Origin of the sequence: Zunongwangia sp. HGR-M22, assembly GCF_027594425.1 — a bacterium.
GTDB lineage: Bacteria > Bacteroidota > Bacteroidia > Flavobacteriales > Flavobacteriaceae > Zunongwangia.
The window spans coordinates 2,140,240-2,164,032 of the sequence record NZ_CP115159.1 but is presented as its reverse complement, the minus strand read 5'-3'; the positions used below and the strand labels follow the sequence as shown (position 1 = coordinate 2,164,032).

Annotated in this window: 24 protein-coding genes and 1 tRNA gene; 4 read left to right on the top strand and 21 right to left on the bottom strand. The window is 33.3% G+C overall.

Going from position 1 to position 23,793, the window contains the following annotated elements; genetic code table 11:
* Positions 1–35: 35 nt before the first annotated feature.
* The 10 genes from PBT91_RS09385 to PBT91_RS09340 all read right to left on the bottom strand — a co-directional run bounded on the left by PBT91_RS09385 (position 36) and on the right by PBT91_RS09340 (position 10,530).
* Complete coding sequence (locus PBT91_RS09385) at positions 36–728, bottom strand: RloB family protein (RefSeq protein ID WP_270058223.1); 693 nt, start codon at positions 726–728, stop codon at positions 36–38.
* The gene (locus PBT91_RS09380) at positions 721–2,037 is read right to left on the bottom strand and encodes an AAA family ATPase (RefSeq protein WP_270058222.1); all 1,317 of its coding nucleotides are present in this window, start codon (positions 2,035–2,037) and stop codon (positions 721–723) included. The genes PBT91_RS09385 and PBT91_RS09380 overlap by 8 nt, the downstream gene beginning before the upstream one ends.
* A gap of 796 nt (positions 2,038–2,833) precedes the next feature.
* Positions 2,834–3,130, bottom strand: coding sequence for a type II toxin-antitoxin system RelE/ParE family toxin (locus PBT91_RS09375; protein WP_092540706.1), 297 nt, complete (start codon positions 3,128–3,130; stop codon positions 2,834–2,836).
* A complete protein-coding gene (locus tag PBT91_RS09370) occupies positions 3,118–3,300 on the bottom strand; it encodes a hypothetical protein (RefSeq protein WP_270058221.1) in 183 nt (60 codons plus the stop codon). The genes PBT91_RS09375 and PBT91_RS09370 overlap by 13 nt, the downstream gene beginning before the upstream one ends.
* A 191-nt stretch (positions 3,301–3,491) precedes the next feature.
* Positions 3,492–4,235 carry a hypothetical protein gene (locus PBT91_RS09365; protein ID WP_270058220.1) on the bottom strand — a complete coding sequence of 248 codons (744 nt, stop codon included), beginning with the start codon at positions 4,233–4,235 and terminating at the stop codon, positions 3,492–3,494.
* Between the two features lie 743 nt (positions 4,236–4,978).
* The gene (locus PBT91_RS09360) at positions 4,979–5,896 is read right to left on the bottom strand and encodes a helix-turn-helix domain-containing protein (protein ID WP_270058219.1); all 918 of its coding nucleotides are present in this window, start codon (positions 5,894–5,896) and stop codon (positions 4,979–4,981) included.
* 89 nt (positions 5,897–5,985) lie between these two features.
* Positions 5,986–6,708 (bottom strand): SDR family NAD(P)-dependent oxidoreductase, encoded by a 723-nt coding sequence (locus PBT91_RS09355; protein ID WP_270058218.1) that lies wholly within the window; start codon positions 6,706–6,708, stop codon positions 5,986–5,988.
* Positions 6,709–6,968: 260 nt separating this feature from the next.
* Positions 6,969–8,573 (bottom strand): alpha/beta hydrolase, encoded by a 1,605-nt coding sequence (locus PBT91_RS09350; protein ID WP_270058217.1) that lies wholly within the window; start codon positions 8,571–8,573, stop codon positions 6,969–6,971.
* 213 nt (positions 8,574–8,786) lie between these two features.
* The gene (locus PBT91_RS09345) at positions 8,787–9,977 is read right to left on the bottom strand and encodes a hypothetical protein (protein WP_270058216.1); all 1,191 of its coding nucleotides are present in this window, start codon (positions 9,975–9,977) and stop codon (positions 8,787–8,789) included.
* Positions 9,978–10,269: 292 nt separating this feature from the next.
* Positions 10,270–10,530, bottom strand: a complete 261-nt coding sequence (locus PBT91_RS09340; protein WP_270061489.1) for a hypothetical protein — start codon at positions 10,528–10,530, stop codon at positions 10,270–10,272.
* Between the two features lie 27 nt (positions 10,531–10,557).
* Here PBT91_RS09340 and PBT91_RS09335 point away from each other — a divergent pair, with 27 nt between their 5' ends.
* Both PBT91_RS09335 and PBT91_RS09330 read left to right on the top strand, forming a co-directional pair.
* Positions 10,558–11,103, top strand: coding sequence for a tyrosine-type recombinase/integrase (locus PBT91_RS09335; RefSeq protein ID WP_270061448.1), 546 nt, complete (start codon positions 10,558–10,560; stop codon positions 11,101–11,103).
* Positions 11,103–12,233 (top strand): IS91 family transposase, encoded by a 1,131-nt coding sequence (locus PBT91_RS09330; protein WP_443089620.1) that lies wholly within the window; start codon positions 11,103–11,105, stop codon positions 12,231–12,233. Before PBT91_RS09335 ends, PBT91_RS09330 begins: the two co-directional genes overlap by 1 nt.
* A 289-nt stretch (positions 12,234–12,522) precedes the next feature.
* Here the strand turns inward: PBT91_RS09330 and PBT91_RS09325 are convergent, their stop codons facing one another.
* The 6 genes from PBT91_RS09325 to PBT91_RS09300 all read right to left on the bottom strand — a co-directional run bounded on the left by PBT91_RS09325 (position 12,523) and on the right by PBT91_RS09300 (position 18,703).
* Positions 12,523–12,924 (bottom strand): hypothetical protein, encoded by a 402-nt coding sequence (locus tag PBT91_RS09325; RefSeq protein ID WP_270058215.1) that lies wholly within the window; start codon positions 12,922–12,924, stop codon positions 12,523–12,525.
* A gap of 85 nt (positions 12,925–13,009) precedes the next feature.
* A complete protein-coding gene (locus PBT91_RS09320; RefSeq protein WP_270058214.1) occupies positions 13,010–13,177 on the bottom strand; it encodes a hypothetical protein in 168 nt (55 codons plus the stop codon).
* 1,264 nt (positions 13,178–14,441) lie between these two features.
* Positions 14,442–15,077 carry a hypothetical protein gene (locus tag PBT91_RS09315; RefSeq protein WP_270058213.1) on the bottom strand — a complete coding sequence of 212 codons (636 nt, stop codon included), beginning with the start codon at positions 15,075–15,077 and terminating at the stop codon, positions 14,442–14,444.
* Positions 15,078–15,704: 627 nt separating this feature from the next.
* Positions 15,705–16,916, bottom strand: coding sequence for a site-specific tyrosine recombinase/integron integrase (gene xerA / locus PBT91_RS09310; protein ID WP_270058212.1), 1,212 nt, complete (start codon positions 16,914–16,916; stop codon positions 15,705–15,707).
* 852 nt (positions 16,917–17,768) lie between these two features.
* A complete protein-coding gene (locus PBT91_RS09305; protein ID WP_270061446.1) occupies positions 17,769–18,410 on the bottom strand; it encodes an SDR family NAD(P)-dependent oxidoreductase in 642 nt (213 codons plus the stop codon).
* A 219-nt stretch (positions 18,411–18,629) separates the two neighbouring features.
* Positions 18,630–18,703: transfer RNA gene (locus tag PBT91_RS09300), tRNA-Arg, on the bottom strand.
* Positions 18,704–18,919: 216 nt separating this feature from the next.
* Between PBT91_RS09300 and PBT91_RS09295 the strand changes: the two genes are divergently transcribed.
* The gene (locus tag PBT91_RS09295; RefSeq protein WP_270058211.1) at positions 18,920–19,894 is read left to right on the top strand and encodes a type I phosphomannose isomerase catalytic subunit; all 975 of its coding nucleotides are present in this window, start codon (positions 18,920–18,922) and stop codon (positions 19,892–19,894) included.
* A 195-nt stretch (positions 19,895–20,089) separates the two neighbouring features.
* On the opposite strand, the gene PBT91_RS09290 is transcribed toward PBT91_RS09295, so the two are convergent.
* Entirely contained in the window at positions 20,090–20,476 is a 387-nt protein-coding gene (locus PBT91_RS09290; RefSeq protein ID WP_270058210.1) for a cytochrome c oxidase assembly factor Coa1 family protein, read from the bottom strand.
* Between the two features lie 3 nt (positions 20,477–20,479).
* Positions 20,480–20,887 carry a hypothetical protein gene (locus tag PBT91_RS09285; protein ID WP_270058209.1) on the bottom strand — a complete coding sequence of 136 codons (408 nt, stop codon included), beginning with the start codon at positions 20,885–20,887 and terminating at the stop codon, positions 20,480–20,482.
* Positions 20,888–21,009: 122 nt separating this feature from the next.
* Here PBT91_RS09285 and PBT91_RS09280 point away from each other — a divergent pair, with 122 nt between their 5' ends.
* Positions 21,010–21,366 (top strand): nuclear transport factor 2 family protein, encoded by a 357-nt coding sequence (locus PBT91_RS09280; protein WP_270058208.1) that lies wholly within the window; start codon positions 21,010–21,012, stop codon positions 21,364–21,366.
* 102 nt (positions 21,367–21,468) lie between these two features.
* On the opposite strand, the gene PBT91_RS09275 is transcribed toward PBT91_RS09280, so the two are convergent.
* Genes PBT91_RS09275 through PBT91_RS09265 form a run of 3 tightly spaced genes read right to left on the bottom strand, consistent with a single transcriptional unit; the run spans position 21,469 to position 23,601 of the window.
* Positions 21,469–21,999 carry a GNAT family N-acetyltransferase gene (locus PBT91_RS09275; protein WP_270058207.1) on the bottom strand — a complete coding sequence of 177 codons (531 nt, stop codon included), beginning with the start codon at positions 21,997–21,999 and terminating at the stop codon, positions 21,469–21,471.
* A gap of 50 nt (positions 22,000–22,049) precedes the next feature.
* On the bottom strand, positions 22,050–22,748 hold the full coding sequence (locus PBT91_RS09270; protein ID WP_270058206.1) for a carbon-nitrogen hydrolase family protein: 699 nt from the start codon (positions 22,746–22,748) through the stop codon (positions 22,050–22,052).
* A gap of 13 nt (positions 22,749–22,761) precedes the next feature.
* Complete coding sequence (locus PBT91_RS09265; RefSeq protein WP_270058205.1) at positions 22,762–23,601, bottom strand: metallophosphoesterase; 840 nt, start codon at positions 23,599–23,601, stop codon at positions 22,762–22,764.
* Between the last annotated feature and the right edge of the window lie 192 nt (positions 23,602–23,793).

Below are 23,793 nucleotides of genomic sequence, written 5' to 3'. Positions count from 1 at the left end.
CAGCAATTACTTATAGCCATTGTTGGCAATAGTACTTATTTTCTTTTGTTTTCATTCAGATAATTCACTAATTCATAAACTAATGAAACTGGATTTTGTTTGTGATATGGTAAATGAGATTGTTTATTATAAAGTTTTTCAGCACGTTCAATAGCGTCTTCTTGAGAGGCATTTTTGTCATTTTCTAATTTAGAATAAATTGTTTGACAAAATTTGTAAGCCTTACCATCTTTCTCATAGTTTAAATTCCAGCTTTCACTAAGAAACTTATAATAAAACGTTCTGTGATGTTTCTGCTCTGTATAATTGAAATGCAGATAAAACCACAGTTCAAAAGAGTCATTTGAGTATGCTATATTATAACCTAATGCTTTACCTTTAGTAATAGCGTTATCAAAATCAGAAAATTCTTTTTCACCTTGTTTAAAGTCCATATCAAAAACACACCAAACTTCATCATATTTAGTTTCACTATTTTCAATTATTGAAGTAGTTGATTCAATTAATTTTAATTTGCTTTGTCCTTTCAAGTCTACTGCTTCAACAGTAAGTGTTAGTACAGGAAAAGATTCAAAATATAATTTTTCAGTTTGTCCTTCTCCTACAATTAAAATTGTTTTTTTGGTTTCTTCTACTTCAATTTTATATAAAGAAGCATCAACTTTTTTAAGCCAAGGTTTTTGAGCTTTTACATCTGTTTTCTTTATTGCTTTTGTTTTTTTAGGCATCTTCTTCAGAATTAATTAGTTTACTGAAATCTCCTAAAAATGGAATTGCACCATACTTTCCTTGAATATAATCTTTTTCAAATGAAGCGGTATTTCTAATTCCTTTAAATTTAACCAAAGAATATAAATGACTTGCTCCATACTTATCTTTTTCTACAAACTCAATTTGGTCTCTTCTTAACAAGTAGGATGAGAGAAGATTCGTATCGTGAGTTGTGAAAATAAGTTGAGAACCAGTATTTTCATTTGAATTAAATAATTCTAAAATTCTTTTTGTCAATAAAGGATGAAAACGAGCATCAAACTCATCAATAATTATTGGTTTTTTATGTTTTAGAGCCTCATAAATAAATGGACTTAATTCAAATAATTTTTGAGTACCTTCTGATTCGTGGTCTCCAAAAGGAAATGATTCGGTTTCGTTAGAATTTAGATTTTTATCAAATTTCTTTCTGGTTGAAATAAGTAGTTTTCGTTTTTTCTTATCAAAGTCTTTGCGAATATCTTCGTCAATATCTTCGGGTAAATCGTCAGATGAAATTTCAACAGCATTTACATCTTCAATTCCAATGTCTCCGTATTTAAGAAAATCAAGGATATATTTCTTCTTTTTATTATCATTTAAGGAATCACCAGCGTAACTGTACATACCTTGATTACCCAATCCACTAATCACAAAAATTGAAGCAAAACTATCAATTAATTGTTTTGATAATTTTCCAAATCCAAATGAAGCAAGGGTTGATAAAAATAGTGAGTTATTTCTGAAAATTTCATTTTCATCTGAGTCATCATCTAATAAACTCATTAATTTGTTTCCTTCGCTAAAATTTGTTTTATCTAATTCGATAACTTCTTGATTATCTCTTATGAAAAACGGAAGTTCTCTATCATTAGGTTTTCCAAACAGCCATTCTGCTGTAATATTTTCATCATTAGCTTCAAAACCGTATCTATACTTAATTTTTTTATGCCAAAAAATAATTTGATAAAAGGTAGGTTCATTTTCGGTTTCTGTAGATAATCTAAATGGTTCAGTATAGTTTAATACTTGTTCATCTTTTACAGAGGTTCTGACAATTCGGATGAATGAAACAAAAGCTTTAATAACATTGCTTTTCCCACTTGCATTAGCTCCATAAATTGCTTTCGACTTGAGGAAAGAGATGTTTTCATTATTCTTTCCCTCAATCACATTTTTTTTATCAATTTCCTCTTTTTTAGATTTTATCTTAGCTGCTGAAAGATTCAAAGTTTGGATGTCTTTGAATGATTTAAAATTTCCAAAACTAAATTCTTGAATTTTCATCTTATTTTAAAATTTGCTTTTATTTTGCAAATATACAAATAAGAATTGAATTGAATTATATTATTTAGGATTGTTTTGGTATTATTGCCAACGTCTGCGGATATCGAAAGTAGCCATTACATTACTGGCTAGTTTGTTATCACCGTTTTGAGTAAAAATAGTAAAACTTTTCGAATAGGCCTCTACTTGGCTATTTTCGATGATCCGCTGTTGTGTGCAGTAATTTTTTGAACCGACCTTAGCAGTAGCCTTTTTAAATATTTTAAAGTTCTTCTATTTCAACTATTCAAAAAATTACGGAGTAAGGGCGGCGCAATCATTAAAGGGAATGTTTTTGACAATAATTGCACATTATCAAGGTCGGGACTGATATGTGCTGTTATTGTCAAAATTCTAGGATCAAAGGGAAATAGGGGAGTCCGTAGCCTTTCTCCACTGTGATTAAGGTACTTGATTTTGTCAAAAAAATCCACTACCTTAACTCAGGCTTTTATACGAGTTCGCTCGTATTTGAAAGTGCACTTTCATACGATCTCATCGAAAAGCCTGGGTTGAGGAATTGCATTCCCCAACTCTCACACTTCCGAAAGGCTACGTCCTTTTTTGATTCTAGAAAATACTCCTTTATCGGTGTAAAAGCCGCGCTTATTGCTCACAACGGTTTCGATTATCGCAAGTAGTGGAGTAAGTGACACGGATTTGTCGGCTTAACCTTTTCTTGCTTGGTTTCTAAAATTACACTTTTTTATTCTGAAACCGCTATTTGCGATTAATCGTTGTTAGCTTGCGTAAGGTATCAAATCTTTCTTCTATATAAATCACGAGCAGAATGATGTACAGTTAAAATATCAATTCTATCTGGATTAATTATTTTATAAATTATTCGATAATTTCCTTCGATTAATTCTCGGATATTTTGTTGATTTATTTCTTCTGTAATTTTTCCTGAATAAATTTGAGACTTTAATATTTTAGTCCGAGTTGTGATTCTTAAAATTTGAAGTTTAGCGTACTTTTTAGAATCCTTTGAGATATATTCGGCAATATCTTGTAGATCATTTTTGGCTTGCAGCGTCCAATTTATTTGAACCATTGATCAATTTCTCTGTTTAGGTCAGATTCCGAAATTATTTCTCCGTTTTCTGATTGTAAATTTCCAGTTTCAATTTTTTCAATTAGGATCAATCTCTCAACAAGTTGATCAATTGAGAATTGTTCAGGAAAACTATCAATCTGTTTTTTTAAAACTGCTTTTGTCAACATGGCTCAATTATTTATAATCCGAAAGATACAATTTTATATTCTTTACTGCTAACAATTTTTATGCAAGCTAACGGTCTTGTATATCTTTCAGTTGTGGGAATTTGAGAACTAAAGATAGTAAAAAGAACTGACTTTGACGCGTGAGCGTTTGTGTCCGTAGGACACAGAACCGCAATTGAAGATATACGTTGTTACCTGCCGTTTTTATTTATTTTCTCTATCCAATTTTCTTCAAATTTATCGTTGTCAAGATTCAGTTGAAATTCTGTATATGTATGTTTAAACCAAAATTTCTTTTGCTCTTCAGTTTCAAATTTTTTAAAGTCACCTTTTTGAGTCTGACTATATAAAACAAATTCAGTTGTATCAATTCCTTGAGCATTTCTTCCATAAAATGTTTTGCTTAAAAAATCTGTTTGATTGTCTGAATTGAAGTTATAAAGTTCAAATTCAAATCCTGATCGAAATCTACCAAAATAGGTCTGCTTTTTTGTTTTAAGATTGTAAATGATTTGATAATTAATACTGCAACCAAGTCCAGTACAGGGTTTATTTATAAGAACAAATCCAATAATAGATTCATCTTTATATATTTTTATTTGCTGTAAGAAATTAGCAAAATTCACATTCTCAACTCCAGAATCCCAAACTATATTGGAAGTCATCTTGTTCGAAGTTGTGAATGCGTGTCCGTCAACAATAATTTCAATTCCTTTCTCTAAATTTCTCCAGCTAAATTTATGTTCTAGTAAGTTAATTTTATTTCTTTTATCGTTATCGAAAACTATAGTTGGTTCGATTTTCTTTGTCTGCAAATATACTTCAATCATCTTACCGTAATCAACTTTCTCAGTTGAATAGTCTATTTTGTTAGCCGCTGAAATACAACAAATCAAGATTGCTAGAACTGTGAATATTTTAATTATTGTTTTCATTTTTTTAATGGCAGGTAACGTCTGCGGATATCGAAAGTAGCCATTACATTACTGGCTAGTTTGTTATCACCGTTTTGAGTAAAAATAGTAAAACTTTTCGAATAGGCCTCTACTTGGCTATTTTCGATGATCCGCTGTTGTGTGCAGTAATTTTTTGAACCGACCTTAGCAGTAGCCTTTTTAAATATTTTAAAGTTCTTCTATTTCAACTATTCAAAAAATTACGGAGTAAGGGCGGCGCAATCATTAAAGGGAATGTTTTTGACAATAATTGCACATTATCAAGGTCTGGACTGATATGTGCTGTTATTGTCAAAATTCTAGGATCAAAGGGAAATAGGGGAGTCCGTAGCCTTTCTCCACTGTGATTAAGGTACTTGATTTTGTCAAAAAAATCCACTACCTTAACTCAGGCTTTTATACGAGTTCGCTCGTATTTGAAAGTGCACTTTCATACGATCTCATCGAAAAGCCTGGGTTGAGGAATTGCATTCCCCAACTCTCACACTTCCGAAAGGCTACGTCCTTTTTTGATTCTAGAAAATACTCCTTTATCGGTGTAAAAGCCGCGCTTATTGCTCACAACGGTTCGTATAACCGCAGTTACGGGATTAAATTTAATGTTTTTCGGATAAGCACCGACGGTAGCAATTACGCGTGGATTCGGACGCAGTCGAATCCGCCGTAATTGCGGTTATACGTTGTTGGCAGCTGTCTTTTTTGTAGAAGGAACAGAAATATAATTATTTAAAGAAAGTTTTTCTGAATTGAAGAGGAGATTGTTCCGTCTTCCTTTTAAATAGTTTATGGAATGATTGAGGATGTGTAAATCCTAAATTGTAGGCTATTTCGTTTACCGAGTCTTCTGTGGTGGATAATTTTAATTTTGCAATTTCAATTATCTTTTCTTGAATATGTTGCTGCGGGGTTTGTCCTGTTATTTCTTTTAAGAGTCTGCTCAAATATTTAGATGAAATATGGAGTTTTTCTGCTAAAAGTTCTACACTAGGTAGACCCTTTTGCAAGGCGATGTCTGATTTAAAATAGTTTAACAATGAATTTTCAAACCGCTCAACGATATCATAATTAGTTATTTTTCTGGTATTAAATTGACGGTTATAAAAACGCTCAGCATATTGAAGTAAAGTCTCTATATGAGCAATAATAATGTTTTGACTGTATTGGTCAATATCCGTTTGATATTCTTTCTTTATTCCATCTAGAATAGGTTCCAGTGTTACTTCCTCTTCTTCTGAAAGGAACAAAGCTTCATTTATTGCATAGTCAAAGAAATCATATTTCGATATTGTTTTGGCTAAAGAAGTATTCCAGATAAAATCAGGATGAATCAATAACATCCATCCTGATCTTTGTTCATTACTACTTGGGTCAGGCTTAATGCTAAATACTTGTTTAGGTGCTACAAAAAACATAATGCCATTATCGCAGTCATACCGCTGCTGGCCATAATACATTTTCCCTTGCAGACCACGTTTTATAGCAATAAGATAAAAATCAAGCATCCAGCTCGAATCCCGTTCTTTTTGAGAAATATTCAACCCAGCATAATTAATAATACTAACTAAAGAATGCTTTGGAGCTTCTAAACCCGATAACGAATGAAACTCTTCTATGGTTTTTACTTTACAAATGTTCTGCATTTAGATACTTTCCTTTACAAAATATAAATACAAACTTAAGTATCTAATTTATTTTATTAGCGAACCAAAAATTAAATCTATTAGGTAACTTACCAAGAAACTTCTCCCTGATCACCATAAAACTTTCCAGAAGTAAAACGAGTTGGTTCAGTAGCTATTTTAACAATAGGAGTGGCGCCTTCTTCCACGGTTTTTGTTCCTTGATGATCATTGAGATCGGTTGATGTATAGCCTGGTGTTACGCTAAATATCTTGAAGGAGCTATCTTCTAATTCATTGGCAAGCATCACTGTAAATGCATTTACAGAAGTTTTTGATGCTCCATAGGCACTCCAAATTTCTAAATTAGGATCTTTGCCTGTTGAAGAATGGATTTCTAAGGATGCAACTTCGCTGGAAATATTAATGATAATTGGCTGTTCTGCTTTCTCTAATAAAGGTAAGAATTGTTGCGTAACTTCAACTGTACCAAAGAAATTGGTATTAAATATATTACGTAACGTTTTGATATTATTATGAGAAAATTTTTGTGGTTGAATACCACTAATACCAGCATTATTGATTAAAATATCTAAAGAATCGATTTTTGACGCCAGCTCAATTTTGCCTTGCTCGATTGAAGTGCTATCTGCTACATCGAGCTGAATCCAATCAACACTATTTAATCCTTGGTCTTTAAGACTTTTCACAGCTTTTAAAGCATTATTTTTACTTCTGCAGCCTAGGTAAACTTTATACCCTAGCTTACTTAACTGTTTAGCCGTTTCAAATCCTATTCCTTTGTTACCTCCCGTTATCAGTACTGTTTTCATCTTTATAAATTTTATAAATGATTATTTATTGCAAATTTATCAAGGTTTGAATAGTTAAAAGTAGCTGAATAACACAAGTTTGTAGCCTAATGTAAGATTAATAGATTGCTGCCAACGGTTTCGATTATCGCAAGTAGCGGAGTAAGGGACACGGATTTGTCGGCTTAATCTTTTCTTGCTTTGATTCTAAAATTACACTTTTTTATCTAAAAGCCGCTATTTGCGATTAATCGTTGTTATGTACAGGTCTTTATCCGTTTTTATTCTTCTTTTATTCCAATCAAAGATATTAATCCGTTAGAAAGAGTTCCACGCCAATTTAAATAATTGTGTCCTCCTTTAAATTCTTGATAATCCACATTATATCCTTTTACTTTAAGAATATCGCGAAATTGTCTATTCATTCCTAGCATAGAAGCTCCTGCATCATATAGTCCTACGTCCATATAGAATTTTATGGGCAGTCGTTCACTGTTCATATATGCATTTATGAGTTTACCATTATCTTCAGGATATATCCAATGATTTTCATTATCAGTCCCTTTTATCCAATAGGAACCAGATTGCGAAAGAACATTTCCTATGACATCTGAGTGATATAATGCAATAAAACTAGCAGCAAAACCTCCTCGGCTAGAACCTGCTAGAACAATATTGTTTCTTTTAGAGCCGATATTATATTCTGAACGAATCCAAGGAATAAGTTCGTTTGCAATAAAATCTCCAAAATTTTCACTAATTAAATCCCTACCTCGCTTTCCAAGATTCCAAACTAAAACCGTTACAGTAGGTTCTATTTTATTGTCTGCCATAAGATTATCCATAATTGTAGGTGTTGGTATTCTTGACCTTCGATTTAATCTTGCACCATAGGATTCTCCATCAAATATTATTAATAAATTATGTGCCTGTTTTTGATCATAATTGGCTGGTGTATGTATTGTGATTTTTCTTTCTTCATTTAAAATTTTACTTTTAATTGAATTTAGTACTACTTCTCCTTTAGCTACATTTTCTCTTTCACTAATGTAAATTTGCTTGGGTGCATTTGGCATCTCGACTGTCCCATCATAAGTGTGCTCTATATTCCTTGATTCAATTTCGTTATTAGGGCCAGCTTTATCTAGATTGAAATAATTGAAACCGTAATTGAATCGAGCGTCTTTAGGAACTTTTTGCGTTACAAAATGAAGTTTTGAGTTTGGCAATCGCTGAAATCTTAATCCCAAAAAATCAGGACCGCCACTTAACATTACATACTCAGTATTATCATTAGGTATGCAAAAGTATGTAACCAACATATCCCTATCATTCCCTTCAATTGGTTCTATAATATGTTGGTCTGTTTGCTTGGCGATGAAGGTATCTATGGCATTTTTATCAGTTAGCGAAGATTCCCATAAGTTGTACAATGTGTTTGTAGGAAGCTCTTTTTTTGTAATACGCTTTGTATTGTCTGATAAACTTAAGATTTTTTTAGTAGTCAAAGTGTATGCTCCTTTTTTTACGCTTTTATCTAGAGTATGAACTATCAATTTATATTCTCCCGATTCAACTGAAGTGATGTCAATAGGTTCAACTCCACTTGTTCCGTTTGGACTATCAATTTGTTCTAGAAGTTCACCATTTGGTTTATAGACATCAATCACGAGGTCTATTTCTTTTTGAAGAACTTCTCCAACTATCGCCATTCCATTTTCTAATTCAACAGTATAAGTATGTTTGTCTAATGCAGAAATAATCTTGTCAATTTTTTCTCCAGCAATAAGTTCTTTTTCATTATTATTTTGAGCTGAAATTGGAAAAGTGAAAATTGAAACAAATAAAATTGAGGTAATAAGACTAAGGTAATAAGGTTTGTTCATTATTTAATATTTCTATGATATTTTGCTTGACTTGTACATAACGGTCTTGTATAACAATCAGTTGCGGATTGATTAAAAACTAAGATAGCTAAAATTACCGACTTTTATGCTTGCGCGGTTGTGTCCGCAGGACACAAAGCCGCAATTGTTGTTATACGGTGTTACACACAGTATTTTATGTATTGAGTTTTTTATTTATAGTATCTTTTCTTTTTATCCATATAAAACCTTCTGATTTTGTAATAATTGCAATATCAGTTGGTCCGCCGACAGATTGAACTTTATTTGTTGCTTTTCTTTTAAACTAGTTATATTAATTAATGATTCAGCTATTTCTATTAAGTCTTCTTTTCTTAAATAGCGGATAGTCTCAATTATTGGCTTAGTATAGTTTTCGATAGCCTTTTGAAAAAACTTCCTATTTATATGATTGTAAGCTGTATTGAAGAATGAATGAATATCGGAATTATTTAGTTTGAATTTATCTACTATTTTATTTTGCAACAGTTTAAGTTCTTGAGATATTATTTTTTTATATTCATTTGAAAGCATAGGATCTAATCCCCTAAAGAAAGTGTCAACCATATCTCTTTGGGCAAATGGCGAAACTATAGCACTTGTTTTATTAGAGATGGAACTAAGAATAGGTTTATTATATCTTAATCTACCTGATATTATTTCACCAATTTTTAAATCAATTATATTTGGATAAATTTCACTTTCTCCATATCCGGCAAATACAATTCCTGTAAAATCTTCTTCAATATCAATTTCATAAATTAATTCATAAAATAAGGCTTTGTAAATACGATTGGTATATTTAGCTTTTCTTGGAAGCTTTATACTTGCATAGAATCCTGGCAGTATTTCGTTGATAATTTTTTTAAATTCTGATTTAAAAGTTTGTAATTCATAATCTTTAAAATCAGCCATTTTTTTTGATGAATCAGGTTCACTAGTAGTACTTTCTAATGATTCATAAAAGATTTTTTCAAGTTCTTCTGTTTTATTTTTTTTATCCGATTTTTCTAATTCTCCAATACAGTGTGTGGAAAATTCATCTAGTAATTGATATAATCTGTCTTTTATAATTTGTTTTGAATCATCTTCATTGAGATATGCCGAGTATTCTGATTTTAAATAGGTAAGAAAGTCAGTTGTGTAATCATTTAGTTCTGAAAATTCTTTATCATTTAATTGCTTAGAATAACTTTTAATAATAATCTCAAGAGGAATTCCCATCCAAGTTGAGTTGTTATATATCATAATACCAACTGGAATATTTTGCCCTATTTTAAAAAGTTTATTTGCGTTTTGATAAACTCTATTGTTTCCTATTGAAACTGCACTATCGGCTGCAATTACAACACTAGTTTTATTTAATATTCCTATTTCAGCTGTCATTTAATATTGTGTGTAACGTGTTTGTATAAGATTAGTTGCGTGGTTTAAGCACCTAATTTAGCAAATACAAACCGAATAGAAAATCCGAGAGGATTTTCGTAAGTAGGCTTGCACAAGCAATTAATTTTATACGGTGTTGAACGAATCCTCCCTACCGGTCGGAAGCTTACTAAGCCAAAATACAACAATTCTTATATTTAAGATAAACTAAAATTTACCGTTATGTATAAAAAAAAGTAAAACGATAGTAGAGACCGCTATCGCAGAAGTTCCTGGCTTTGAAAACCTATGCTTACAACTTGGTAAGAGCTTTTCGATCAATGGGAAAGCCGCAAGTACCCTGAACAACTACAAGCGATGCCTGGCTCACCTGGGCCTGCACTACAAGCAAAGCCCGGAGACCCTCTCTACTGAAATGATCAATGATTATCTTTTTCATTGCCAAAACCTGCACAAAACCCCATCCGAAAGTTTTTTCAAGCACACTATTTTCGGCCTGCGGGCCATCTACAAGATCCTGGGCTTGAATGATAAGCAGGTCAAGCTTCCCCAAATAAAGCGACAGAACCAACTCCCTGTAGTGCTTAGCAAAGCTGAAGTACGTACCTTGCTCAAAGCACCCAAATATCTCAAACACCGATTGATCCTGGGGATGCTGTATGGGTGTGGACTAAGGAGCTATGAACTCTGTGCCCTACGGCTCTGCGATGTAGACTTTGACCGACAGACTGTTTTTGTAAAAAAGCAGAAGGGCAAAGTAGACCGTTATGTGCCACTTAGCAAGCACTTGGCACGTGGACTTAAAAAATACATTGCAACGGAATCTCCAAAAACCTTCCTCTTCAACAGCCAGGTAACCGATGATGGCGCCCCCCGGCCCATAACCCCCACCGCAATACAATGGGTCATCAAAGAGAACCGAAGTAAAGTAAATACCCACAAGACTATTACCGCCCATTGCCTGCGTCACACTTACGCCACGCACTTGCTGGAGGCAGGACTCAATATTATGAGCCTGAAAGAACTTTTAGGACATGCCTTTATCGAGACAACGCTGGTATATTTACACGTTGCCAACACTGGGAGTTCACGCAAGTTTAGCCCCCTGGATACCCTTTTTCAATAATGCGCAGTCACCTTAAGGTGGCCGATGTGCTGGAGATGGAGCAGGATTATATCTCCTCACGGGCATTTACGAGCTGGCACAGGCGTACCCTTCATGCCATCCGTAAATGCCGCACCCCTGCTATGGGCGGACATATCGATAAGTGCGATTGCTGTGATAAACTCCACATCAGTTACAACAGTTGCAGGAACCGGCATTGCCCTACCTGTCAAGGCCATAAACGCGAACATTGGATACAGGCACGGGAAAGTGAACTGCTCAATGTTCCTTATTTTCATGTAGTCTTCACACTCCCTTCGGAACTGAATGCGTTTGCTTTATCCCATCCCAAAATAATTTATGGGAGCTTGTTCAAAGCGGCCTGGTCCACCCTTAGACAGTTCGGGGAGAACCCCAAGCACCTGGGCGGGCAAATGGGCATGATAGCCATACTGCACACCTGGGGCCAAAACCTGAGCCTGCACCCGCACTTGCATTGTATTGTTCCTGGAGGTGCGGTAAAGAGGTCAGGCAAATGGAAACCTGCAAGGAACAAGGGAAAATACCTGTTCAACGTGAAATCCATGGGGAAGGTATTCCGCGCAAAATATAGTGCACTGCTTCGAGAGCAAAAGATAGCCATACCACAGGAAATCTATGATAAGCTCTTTGCTAAAAACTGGGTAGTCTATGCAAAGCAGCAATTCCACACCCCAAAATATGTAGTAGAATATCTGGGCCGTTACACCCATAAGATCGCAATAAGCAATCACCGGATAAAACAAATAAACAACTCCCAAAGGAGGGTAACCTTCCAGATTAAGGACTACAGGAAAGCGGGCCAAAAAGGACAACTAATACTGGATACCCGTGAGTTCGTGCGCCGATTTGCACTGCACGTACTGCCCAAAGGTTTTACAAGGATAAGGCATTACGGCATCCTAAGCAGCAGTTGGAAAAAGCATAAACTACCGGCCCTACAAAATATCCTTGCAGGGGTGCCAGTAAAACCTGTCGAAAAAAAGCCTCCATTGCTCTTGGGCAAATGTCCAAGTTGCAAAAAGGGAAAACTAGTCACCGCTCTAACTTTCGATAAGCGTGGACCGCCAGATAAATGGAGAAAACTACTTTTATCCATTAATAGCTTTTAAAAACTGGCCTGCACCATGCGGGGCGGGAGAGTTATGTCCTAAAGCCAAGGATTTATTCAAAAAGGGACCGGAAAAGGAGGCTAATCGATACGTAACTAGATTTAAGTAACTAGAAAAATGTTGGAGCCTAAAAAACTCAACAAAAATTGTGGCTCATCTGCCCCAATAAAATTCCAGAATAATACAGGGTAAAAAGGTATTCCCCATAAAGGAGGAAACGGATCCGTCAACAAGATATTCAGCCCTGGCCTATCGGCGGGCCGAATACTTAGTTATTGGCAAATCGTTTTTATTTCCAATAATAATATAGTCGGATTCGATATGTTGATGCTCCGAAAATCATATTTAATTTCATAAACCTTTTGTCCGATTCCCATATTGTGTTCCGAGACAAATAATCTGGTCCACCGTAATCAGATTTCGTTTCTTGTGTTCCATCGTCTTGTTTAATGGGTTGATTAAATTCCTTAATTAGTTGCTTTTTAATTCGTTCATATTCCGCATTATATTCAGTCAGTTTGGTGCTTTGTTTTTCCCAATCTTTTTTCTTGTCGTTGTAATTTCCGTAACGATTATTTTCCCAATCATAACTAATATATCTTAAAATTGAGTCAGGTTTTGAGTAAAAATATTCCGCGTAAATTGGAAGTAAACTTGTTTTTTCTCTACGGACAATTAGCGGTTTTGACATATCAAATTCCTTTACTCTCGGAAATATGCTTTCCGACAGACTAACGTTCATTTCTAAAAACTCTAAATCGGGATTTAATTCAGATTCAAATTTCTTTACTTCTCCGATTTTCGATTGTTTTGTCCATAAATTCAGATTCTTCGTACTCGAACATCCTGTTAGGATTAAAGTGAATAAAATCAGAAGTGTAAATTGTCTTATCATAGGTTTTCTCAAATGTTTGCCAACGTCTGCGGATATCGAAAGTAGCCATTACATTTCTGGCTAGTTTGCTATCACTGTTTAGCGTAAAAATAGTAAAACTTTTCCAATAGGCGTCTACTTGGCTATTTTCGATGATCCGCTGTTGTGTGCAGTAATTTTTTGAACCGGCCTTAGCTGTAGCCTTTTTAATTATTTTAGTGTTGTTCTATTTCAACTATTCGAAAAATTACGGAGTAAGCGCGGCGCAATCCTAACCGTAGTATGTTTTTGACAATAATTGCTCATTATCAAGGTCGGGACTGATATGTGCTGTTATTGTCAAAATTCTAGGATCAAAGGGAAATAGGGGAGTCCGTAGCCTTGCTCCATTGTGATTAAGATACTTGATTTTGTCAAAAAAATCCACTACCTTAACTCAGGCTTTTATACGAGTTCGCTCGTATTTGAAAGTGCACTTTCATACGATCTCATCGAAAAGCCTGGGTTGAGGAATTGCATTCCCCAACTCTCACACTTACGCAAGGCTACGTCCTTTTTGATTCTAGAAAATACTCCTTTTTCGGTGTAAAAGCCGCGCTTATTGCTCACAACGTTTATGTATATGGAAAGTTGCGTGTTTGTGTGCAAGGATTTTCCGAAGGAAAATCAGAAGCTAGCAAACGAGCAACTGACATTGGTTTAGCTAAAACTAGCAATTTTTTATATACTATGTTGGCAAACGTATTTATTAAATTCCGACAACAAAAATCCAAAAAGCCAAAACACAAACCGTTATTGAACCAAATATGTATATAAGTGACAGTTTTCTCCAAACCTCAATCATTTTATAATTTTCCACAAATTCTTTGTCATTTAATTTTGGTTTTATCAAAGAAACTATTAGGTAATAAATTATAAAAATCGCCATAAATGTTATTTTATTCAGGCTGTTATCCGTAATAGCTAGTATTGTCAATAAATTAAACAAAAAGAGAACTGAAATTCCATATCTAACATTTACCCACCAATTTTTATACTTACTCCAGGTTTTAATGTAAAACCTACTAATAACAATAAATAAATGCTCGAATAAAATCATAAATCGGTCAGTAAGTATGTCAGGTCAGTCTTTTTTATATTTTACTTTTTGAATTAATTTGTGCTTGCTAAATTTTCAGGTTTTCCGATATGTTTGCCAACGGTTTGCGGTTATCGCAAGTTGCGGGCGTTGGGACGCGGACTTGTCGGCTAACGCTTTACTTTGTTAGGAATCTAATTTAGTTCTTTTTTGTAAAACCCGGAATTTGAGATGAACCGCTGTTGTGTGCTGTAACCTATCGTTCCAATATTTCTTTGAATTCGTTTTCTATTTCTTTAAGAATAGGTGATATTATTTCCGGTACTTTTTTATAAGCTGTAAAAGCTTTCATTCTTGTTTCTGCATTTGGACGATCACCAGCTCTAGTCAGAAATTGATTTTCGTAATATGAGTGGAAAATTTCTAACTCTTCTTTTAAATAAGAGTCAATCAATTCAATTATCTTTTCATTTAAAAAGATTTTATTGTCTGTGAAGAGCGTCACAAATTCATTATGTTTATCATAATAATTTTTATAAAGTTCATCTTCGTACTCTTCAAATGTTTGATGTTCAGGTTTATATTTTACGGGCGAAATATACTTTTGTAGATTTTTTAATTTTCTATTTAATGCTTTATAAAGCAATTCTAATATTTCAAATCTTTTATCGTGAAGCTTCGAGAATTTAAAATTATTCTGATTGTTTATTAAATCTAATTCCGCATTTAATCTGGCCAATTCTGTGTTGTAACCGTTCTTGACTGATTCAATCTTTTTATCAAATTTATTTCTTATACTTCCTTTTACTCTTTCTGTAATATATAGTGTGATTAAGGACGCAAATATTGTTGGAAGAATAGATAGGATTAAAATTTCAATTAATTGTTCCATCTTTTATAGGTTATTGCACACAACGTCTGCGGATATCGAAAGTAGCCATTACATTACTGGCTAGTTTGTTATCACCGTTTTGAGTAAAAATAGTAAAACTTTTCGAATAGGCCTCTACTTGGCTATTTTCGATGATCCGCTGTTGTGTGCAGTAATTTTTTGAACCGACCTTAGCAGTAGCCTTTTTAAATATTTTAAAGTTCTTCTATTTCAACTATTCAAAAAATTACGGAGTAAGGGCGGCGCAATCATTAAAGGGAATGTTTTTGACAATAATTGCACATTATCAAGGTCGGGACTGATATGTGCTGTTATTGTCAAAATTCTAGGATCAAAGGGAAATAGGGGAGTCCGTAGCCTTTCTCCACTGTGATTAAGGTACTTGATTTTGTCAAAAAAATCCACTACCTTAACTCAGGCTTTTATACGAGTTCGCTCGTATTTGAAAGTGCACTTTCATACGATCTCATCGAAAAGCCTGGGTTGAGGAATTGCATTCCCCAACTCTCACACTTCCGAAAGGCTACGTCCTTTTTTGATTCTAGAAAATACTCCTTTATCGGTGTAAAAGCCGCGCTTATTGCTCACAACTCGTTATATCATCATAAAAATACGCTTTTATCCGATTCAGTTTCCGGATATCAACACTTTTTCGTCTCTATTTGTGATATTTGTTATACGCTCTATAGCCAAATCTAAAGGATTCTTGATCTTATTCAAATCTTTTTGGGCTACATGGGTATAAATCATTGTTGTCTCTGGTTTAGAATGACCTAATAATTCTTGAATATATCGAATGTCAACTCCGTTTTCTAACATATGTGTCGCGTAACTATGTCTTAAAGTATGTGGAGTTACTCGTTTTAAAATACCCGCCTGTTTACAACTTATTTTAAGAAAATTTCTAACAGAGCTAGGGGTGTAAGCACTATTATCCCTTCCTTCAATTAAGAAATTTCTAGGCTCATAAGTCATCAAATAATTATTCAAAAGTGGTTTTACAGTTTCACTCAAATTAACCACACGATCTTTCCTATTTTTTCCCTGTTTAATATGAATTACATTTCTAGAGAAATCAATATCGCTTACCTTTAAATTAATTAACTCTCCAATTCTAAGACCGGCAGAATACAATAAGGCAATAATTGCTCGATGTTTCAAATTACGTGTAACTTGTATCAGTTTTAATACTTCATGATCAGAGAGCACAATGGGTAAATATTTACTTTTCTTGGGGCGGTTAAATTCACTGGCATCAAATTTTTCAACATTACAAAATTCAGTTAAATATTTTAAAGCACTAACGCATTGCCGATGGCTACTAATGCTATAGTTTTCTTTTGCCAATACGTTGGTCATAAAATAATCCAAATCAACATTAGCGAAGTCATCAATGGCTTTATTTTTTAATAAATCTATAAACCTTAATACAAAAAAGCCATAACTTTTTAAAGTGCTTTCGCTTAATCTTTTGCCACGTAAGTAGCCAATATAGTCTTTAAGTAAAGCACGATGTTCTTTTGGTAAGGATTTATATAATTTCTTCATTGTTGGTTTTTCGTCAGGATTCTTCTTTATTGCATCATAAAGATATTCAGGAATTTCTTCATTCTTAAAAGCCTCTCTATTTAGCACGAATCCCGCATTTAGACAATAAAGCTTTAAATCGATAAATTGTAAAGGAGAATAACGAACGTAATATGTAGTCTTAGATTGGGACCATTTTATAGCTTTATAAGACTTGATAAAAGATCGAGTCTTGCTGTCATTTCCAAATTTTATAGCAATTTGCTTTGTTCCACGATGGATAAGTGGAATAAGTGTTATCGATTTGTTCATAATCTTACGTCATAAAATGTTGATTTATAGATTATAAAAATAATTAATTAGTCGTTTCTATGGAAGACGATTAAGTGTTAAAATTATAGAATAGAAAAAGTAAACTGATATTTAAGCTTAAGGCCAAAAACTAACTCCAGCAAATTAGCGTAATTTGATACAGATATTTAAGGAGAATTTGAACTAATATAGAATCATATTATTCAAATAGCATTTCTCAATAAACTATAATTTGTCGACCTTTTGAATTGCATTTTGCACAATTAAGGTTGAAACGTAAGCAATCAATACCATATAATAATCAATTCGTATCAATTTTAATGGCCTCATATTATTCTGTTTTTAAATTACTTTCTTTAGAGCCATATTGCTGTTATTTTTTATTGATAATTACGCTATTCAATTTAAGATTAATAAGGACTTAGAAAAGTGAGTAGGGTAGCAGGACATCGCCCGGTTCAAATCGAAATAGTCTTTTTTGATTGAGACGCAAAACTTGGGCAGGTCGTCAGACAGTACAATCTGATACGCTGAATGATGATGAATTTCTACGGTCAGGTTTCGGGCTTTTAGAGCTAGAAGAAATGGGTTATAGGAATGTTTCATAATTGGATTAAAGTTTTAGGTAGGCTAATGACTGTTTGAAATATTTGATATAATATGTTGAGATTGAAAATTCAGTTTATCAATTTTCAGTTCTGATTTTTTTTGTTATAATAATTAAAATTTATTGCCAAATTTCTAGATAGAGCAGCATTGCCGTCAATTTTTTTATAAACGCAGTTCTGGATATACTAAACTTTCTTCCAAATTTGCAAGTGCTCAATTAGAAATTCCGGTTGGAATTTACGCTCAAACCGTAATTTTAAAATTTGCTCTTCGATAGTACCTATATGGTTTTAGCACTCCTGAATCTGCTCTTAAAGATGCTCCATTTGTGGCGATAGACAAAGGACTGGATAAATAAGATACTAAATTTGCGATTTCTTTAGGGTCTATAAATCGCTGTAACAAGATGTGTGGATTTGATTGTTGAATGATTGAACTTTTCATGTCGTCTATTTCGATGTTTTGGGCGCCAGCAATTTTTTCAATCACCTCTGCGACACCATCAGAATACGTTGGCCCTCCTAAAACTGTGTTAACTGTAACCTTTGTGCCTTTAGTCAATTTTGATAGCCCATTCGCAACGGCCGAGAGGGCAGCTTTTGTCATTCCATAATGAATCATATTTGGTGGTACATTAACACCTGATTCACTACTTATAAAAATGATTCGGCCCCATTTCTTGGTAAGCATTTGTGGGAATAAATGCCTTGATAAGCGAACACTACTCATTACATTAATTTCAAAATATTTATACCAGTCATCATCTAAAATATTTTCAAAGTTAGATATGTCAAAAATTCCGACATTATTAATCAAAATATCAATGTCGGTAAGTTCTTCTAAAAGTTTGTTTACTTCTGCTTTATTCGTAAAATCTACCGATATCGCGGAAACATAGGAGTTAGGAAATTGATTTTGTAGCTTTTCTGTTTTAGTAGAATTCTTTTATATAGGATTTTTAGCGGTCATGGCTTTAAAAAAATAGTTGAGGGAATTTAACCGAATCAGGGTAATTTGTGTAGAATAAAATTGCATCAAAAAAAAAGCCAAAACATTACAAATCGTAAGATTAGCAATATTTCGGCTTAATTATAGTTTAAAAAGTGATCTCGACAGGATTCGAACCTGTGACCGTCTGCTTAGAAGGCAGATGCTCTATCCAGCTGAGCTACGAGACCATTTTTGCGGTTGCAAATATAATCTCTTTTTATTTTAAAACAAGCCTTTTTTTAAGAAAAATTAGCTTTTTATTTAATCGGATCGTTTTAATGCTGAAATACAAATAGTTAGTGGTTTTATTTTTTTTATGCTAAAATTTGAAAATATCATATTACAATGCATTCTTAAAGTTTTTCCTTATTTTTAGCCTGAATTAAATTCTAACAAATATCAAAATGCTTAATTACCCGATAAAATTTACACCTATTCTCAAAGAGAAAATCTGGGGAGGTGAAAAATTAGCCACCATTCTTAATAAAAATTCAGATGCTAAAAATCTTGGTGAGAGCTGGGAAATTTCAGGAGTTAAAGGGGATATCTCTGTCGTAGAAAATGGAGCACTTAAAGGAAAAACATTAAATGAGCTGCTAGAAGAGTACAAAGATAAATTTTTAGGAGCCAAAGTTTATGCCGATTTTGGTGCAGAATTTCCTTTACTTATAAAATATATCGACGCTAAAACTGCGCTGTCAGTTCAGCTTCATCCTCATGATGACCTTGCTAAAACGCGCCATAATAGTTTTGGAAAAACAGAGATGTGGTTTATTATGCAAGCCGATAACAATGCCGATATTAATGTAGGTTTTAAAGAAACAATCAGCAAAGAAGATTATATAAAACATCTTGAAGAAGGTAAGATTACTGAGGTATTGAATTTTGAAAAAGTTGAAAAAGGAGATAGCTTCTTTATAAATACAGGGAAAGTTCATGCCATAGGCGCAGGCGTTCTTTTAGCTGAAATTCAGCAAACTTCAGATATTACGTATAGAATATATGATTGGGACCGAGTTGATGATGAAGGGAATTCAAGAGAATTACATACCGCTTTGGCTATAGATGCAATTGACTTTGAGAAGAAAGACGATTTTAAAATGGAGTATGATAAAACTCCTAATGAATCCTCTAATATTGCCGATTGTGAATATTTTACCACAAACTATTTACCGGTAAAAGGCAGTATTACCAAAGATTATTCTGATGTCGATAGCTTTGTAATTTATATGGCGGTAAGTGGTAAAGCGACTATTAGTGTTGCCGGAAATACTGAAGTAATAGAGCAGGGGCAAACATTATTAATTCCTGCAGAAAATAATGAAGTTGAAATAAGCTCTGATGATTGCGAATTGCTAGAAGTGTCTGTTAATAGATAATCATCGCATTTAAAACAAGTAAAAAAGTCATTCTTAGGAATGGCTTTTTTATTTAATCTCCAAGCAAAATAGACTATTTAGAGGGAATGCCGATAATCATTAATTTGAACAATAATTTTTTGTACGAGACAAGTCTGGGTTTATTTAAATCTCAATGATAGATTAGATTAGATTATTTTAAATCCAACCGCAATTTTATTCAATGGTAACCTTTACAGAATTTTTAGTTCTTATCTGAATACGATCGTATTGCCATGCTTCATTTTGTCGATGTGCCTCAATAGCCATTACGCCATTAGCTTTAGTTCCTGTGACTTTAAATGTGAGACTAACCTTCTCATGATTTTCTGAATATTGAACATCGCCATTCAAAAGTGACAGGTTATCTTTAATGTCTATTTTTCCGAATTTGTTTTTCACTTCTTCATTTTGGTTGGCTAAATGTATGGCATTTTCATGAAGCGCTTCATCGGCATAAACTTCAGCAAAATTATAAATATGTGTCCCTAAATTTGTGGTCGTAAAGGCTAGGATTAGCAATATTATAACAAGGCTAGAACTTACTATAAGCCATTTTTTCATAATTTATTCTTTAAATTTACTGGTATCAAAAATCGCTCTTACTTCAGGCTTTTGTAATTCAATAATGGTCAAAATTCCAAGTACAATTCCTAAAACACCAGTTAAACAATTCACTACGGAAACAGCAACTATAAAACTCCAATTTTTGCGTTCTTTCAAATATTTTGCAGCCAAAAAGGTGATAACGGCTAGTATTATAGATAAAAGGATGAACACACCACCAGCTATAAAAAACACTACATTAAATAAGTTAAAAAAATGATCTGGCATTGCTTGTGAAGGTATCACAAAGCCAATAATAATGTAGATAAGCCCAAATAACGTAAAAGCTAAATTTAAGACAGCTTTTATGATAAAAAGAATTCTATAGGTTTCTAGATTTCTTCCGGGATTTGTCTGCAAAGCTTCCATTTATAGGTCTTGTTGTGTTTTATAGCAATTTAAACTATTAAAATGACTGAATACTAATTTCGGTTTAGGTATTTTAAAAATTTATAGTATTTTGAAACATCTTTCACAGAAACCATTAGAAAATGGAAAATAAAAAAGAAAAACTCTTAATAGATTTTAATAAGGCGTTTGCTAGCGGAAATAATCAGTTTATGCTAGATCATATTACTAAGGATTTTCATTGGATTATGATTGGTAAAAAAGAAGTTAAAGGTAAGGAAAGCTTTGCTGAAGAATTACTTGAAATGGAGAGCCATGTAACCGATGATCTTGAACTTGTAGATGTTATTAGCCATGGTAACAAGGGATGTGTAAATGGCAATATGAAAATTAAGACTCCAAACGGTGAATCATTAAGTTTTTCTTTTTGTGATGTTTACGAATTTTGCCAGGCAGGAGATAAGATTGCTAAAATGACCACTTACGTGATAGACAGGTGATATTGGATAATTAAAATACCACACTACAAAAAGAGAACCGACAAATTACTAAAAGTTTGAAAAAGTATTATTAATTGCAATCAATGACTATATTTTGATTTATTAAATGTGAAATTCTTCAGGATAAACAACAATACCAAAAATGTGTTTGGCTGCATTCGGGACTAATTCCTTCAACATAAAATTCTTTTTTGGAACTTCAAAAGGAGCCTGTATATCAAAATTAATAGCTGGCTCATAATCAAATCTTGGATAATACTCTTCGTGACCTAAAACTAATACAACTTCATATTTAAGTTCTTTAGCCTTATCATGCGCAGTTTGTAATAAGCTGGATCCAATACCGTTGTGCTGAAATTCTGGAAGCACTGCGACCGGTGCCAGTGCAAGCGCAGGAAATTTATTTTTGTCGTTTTGGATGGTAATTTCACTAAGCATAATGTAGCCAACAATTTTTTTATCCACTTCGGCTACCATAGAAAGTTCAGGAACAAAGGCATAAGAATTACGTATGCGATTTACAAGAAATTGTTCTTGGTGATCGCTATTAGATTCGTTCAAAAATGATGCTTTAATTACCTTAAAGACCTCATTATAATCTTCTTGTTTTTCTTGCCTAATTGTTACTTCCATATTTCTGAAAAATTAAAAGCAATGTAGCTAAATTTAAGCTTAACTTGTCATTATTCGAGGTTAATTATTAGCAAGGATTCTTCTTGATTCAGGCAACTTATTTTTTCGGCATGTTTATTTAAAGCCAAACTTTTTCCGTAGCAGGTCATTCCATCTGCTTTTCCGATAGTATTCACTAATAGCGCCGGGATTTTATATTTTTCTGAAATCATTTTCAATGCATTTTCAGCTTTTTTCATTCCTATTTGATGTTTTGCTACACTTGCTAAAAAGAAATCAATTTTTTCTGAATTAATATTGTTGAGATGTGCAGCAACCAAAACCTCATAACAAATGGCGATTTTTATTTTTTTCTGTTGGATTTCAATTATAGAAGAATTTGATTTAGGTTGAAAAAAATGAAGTTCATCTGGATGCAAAAATTGTTTGAAATAAAAGCGAATCTCTTTATTAGGTTCAAAAATGGCCATTGCAATATGAAGATTAGAACCTAGTGCTAGAGGCAAGCCCAAAGCGATCGAAATATTGTTTTTAGAGCTATAGTCCTTAAACAAATTCAATCTATCGTCACTTTTAGAAAAAGCTAAAGATTTTGCTAAAGTAGGTTCGTAACCGGTTAATGATAATTCAGGAAAAACAATTAAGTCGGTTTTTGCATCTTTAGCTTTTGTGATAAAATCAAGATGTTTTTTGAGATTTGCATTAATATTTCCGGGGATTGAGCTTATTTGTGCTAAGGCAATTTTCATTTCTACGATTTTTTCAAGCCGACTCTAATGTAAATAAAGTAATTTCTGGTCGTACGTTAAAACGAACTTGACGTAAGCAGCCTAGTGCACGATTTATATACAAAGTTCTCCCGTCGTAAAGGTCGATTATCCCCGCATCGTAACGCTTGTTTTCTACTGGTAAAATTGGTGCTCTTAAAAAAGGAGGTTTGCATTGCCCACCGTGTGTATGTCCGCTTAAAATCCAACCTTTATAATTATTCCAAACGTCTAGATCACAAACATCGGGATTATGACATAAGGCAATATTGGCCATCTGAGAATCATAATTTCCAGTAGCTTTTTCAGGATGAAAATTAGTTCCCCAAAAGTCATCTATCCCAATAAAGTTTATTCCATTGGTAATCACAGCTTCATTTCTTAAAATCTGAATATTTCTCGAAGCCAATTGATCTACTATATTTTTAGCAACATGTTCTTCCTTGTAATCAACTCCATAATCATGATTACCCAAAATACCTATACTTCCCAGACTTCCGGTGGGGAAGAACGGAATAACTTCAGCAAGCTGATCTAGATTTCTAGGCTCATCGTAAGTCACAAAATCACCCGTGTAAACCACAAAATCTGGATGTAGCTGTTGTGCCTTTTTAAAAGAATCAATTATATATTGATAATCGAAAAAATCACCAATATGAATATCGCTAATTTGCATTAGCATTTTCCCTTCTAATGTTGAAGGAAGATTTTTTATTGGCATTTTTTGATAGACAAATTCTAACCAAAAAGGCTCTACCTTCCAGGCATAAAACCCAGGAATACCAGCTACGGCAGAAATGATGGCTATATTTTTTATAAAGTTCTTTCTATTCATTTAATCTTTAAAAATTGAAACGTTCCAATTGTTTTATTTGAAAAATAATTCATTTCCTTGAGTATAACATAGATCTTTTCTAAAAATCATCATTTTAATTTCATCTAAGCAACTGTTTTGAGTGAATTTCATCTTTACAGAAACAAATTCTTATAAAAATATTTCTTTGTGTAATTTAATATTTGCCTTCCT

Excerpts from the sequence above, each read along its gene's own strand:
- xerA (WP_270058212.1), bottom strand. The coding sequence starts at position 16,916 with ATGAACAAATCGATAACACTTATTCCACTTATCCATCGTGGAACAAAG.
- PBT91_RS09320 (WP_270058214.1), bottom strand. The coding sequence starts at position 13,177 with ATGGCTACTTTCGATATCCGCAGACGTTGGCAAACATTTGAGAAAACC.
- PBT91_RS09325 (WP_270058215.1), bottom strand. The coding sequence starts at position 12,924 with ATGTCAAAACCGCTAATTGTCCGTAGAGAAAAAACAAGTTTACTTCCA.
- PBT91_RS09315 (WP_270058213.1), bottom strand. The coding sequence starts at position 15,077 with ATGGAACAATTAATTGAAATTTTAATCCTATCTATTCTTCCAACAATA.
- PBT91_RS09345 (WP_270058216.1), bottom strand. The coding sequence starts at position 9,977 with ATGACAGCTGAAATAGGAATATTAAATAAAACTAGTGTTGTAATTGCA.
- PBT91_RS09265 (WP_270058205.1), bottom strand. The coding sequence starts at position 23,601 with ATGAATAGAAAGAACTTTATAAAAAATATAGCCATCATTTCTGCCGTA.
- PBT91_RS09290 (WP_270058210.1), bottom strand. The coding sequence starts at position 20,476 with ATGAAAAAATGGCTTATAGTAAGTTCTAGCCTTGTTATAATATTGCTA.
- PBT91_RS09275 (WP_270058207.1), bottom strand. The coding sequence starts at position 21,999 with ATGGAAGTAACAATTAGGCAAGAAAAACAAGAAGATTATAATGAGGTC.
- PBT91_RS09365 (WP_270058220.1), bottom strand. The coding sequence starts at position 4,235 with ATGAAAACAATAATTAAAATATTCACAGTTCTAGCAATCTTGATTTGT.
- PBT91_RS09360 (WP_270058219.1), bottom strand. The coding sequence starts at position 5,896 with ATGCAGAACATTTGTAAAGTAAAAACCATAGAAGAGTTTCATTCGTTA.
- PBT91_RS09295 (WP_270058211.1), top strand. The coding sequence starts at position 18,920 with ATGCTTAATTACCCGATAAAATTTACACCTATTCTCAAAGAGAAAATC.
- PBT91_RS09280 (WP_270058208.1), top strand. The coding sequence starts at position 21,010 with ATGGAAAATAAAAAAGAAAAACTCTTAATAGATTTTAATAAGGCGTTT.
- PBT91_RS09330 (WP_443089620.1), top strand. The coding sequence starts at position 11,103 with ATGCGCAGTCACCTTAAGGTGGCCGATGTGCTGGAGATGGAGCAGGAT.
- PBT91_RS09385 (WP_270058223.1), bottom strand. The coding sequence starts at position 728 with ATGCCTAAAAAAACAAAAGCAATAAAGAAAACAGATGTAAAAGCTCAA.
- PBT91_RS09270 (WP_270058206.1), bottom strand. The coding sequence starts at position 22,748 with ATGAAAATTGCCTTAGCACAAATAAGCTCAATCCCCGGAAATATTAAT.
- PBT91_RS09350 (WP_270058217.1), bottom strand. The coding sequence starts at position 8,573 with ATGAACAAACCTTATTACCTTAGTCTTATTACCTCAATTTTATTTGTT.
- PBT91_RS09285 (WP_270058209.1), bottom strand. The coding sequence starts at position 20,887 with ATGGAAGCTTTGCAGACAAATCCCGGAAGAAATCTAGAAACCTATAGA.
- PBT91_RS09355 (WP_270058218.1), bottom strand. The coding sequence starts at position 6,708 with ATGAAAACAGTACTGATAACGGGAGGTAACAAAGGAATAGGATTTGAA.
- PBT91_RS09375 (WP_092540706.1), bottom strand. The coding sequence starts at position 3,130 with ATGGTTCAAATAAATTGGACGCTGCAAGCCAAAAATGATCTACAAGAT.
- PBT91_RS09370 (WP_270058221.1), bottom strand. The coding sequence starts at position 3,300 with ATGTTGACAAAAGCAGTTTTAAAAAAACAGATTGATAGTTTTCCTGAA.
- PBT91_RS09380 (WP_270058222.1), bottom strand. The coding sequence starts at position 2,037 with ATGAAAATTCAAGAATTTAGTTTTGGAAATTTTAAATCATTCAAAGAC.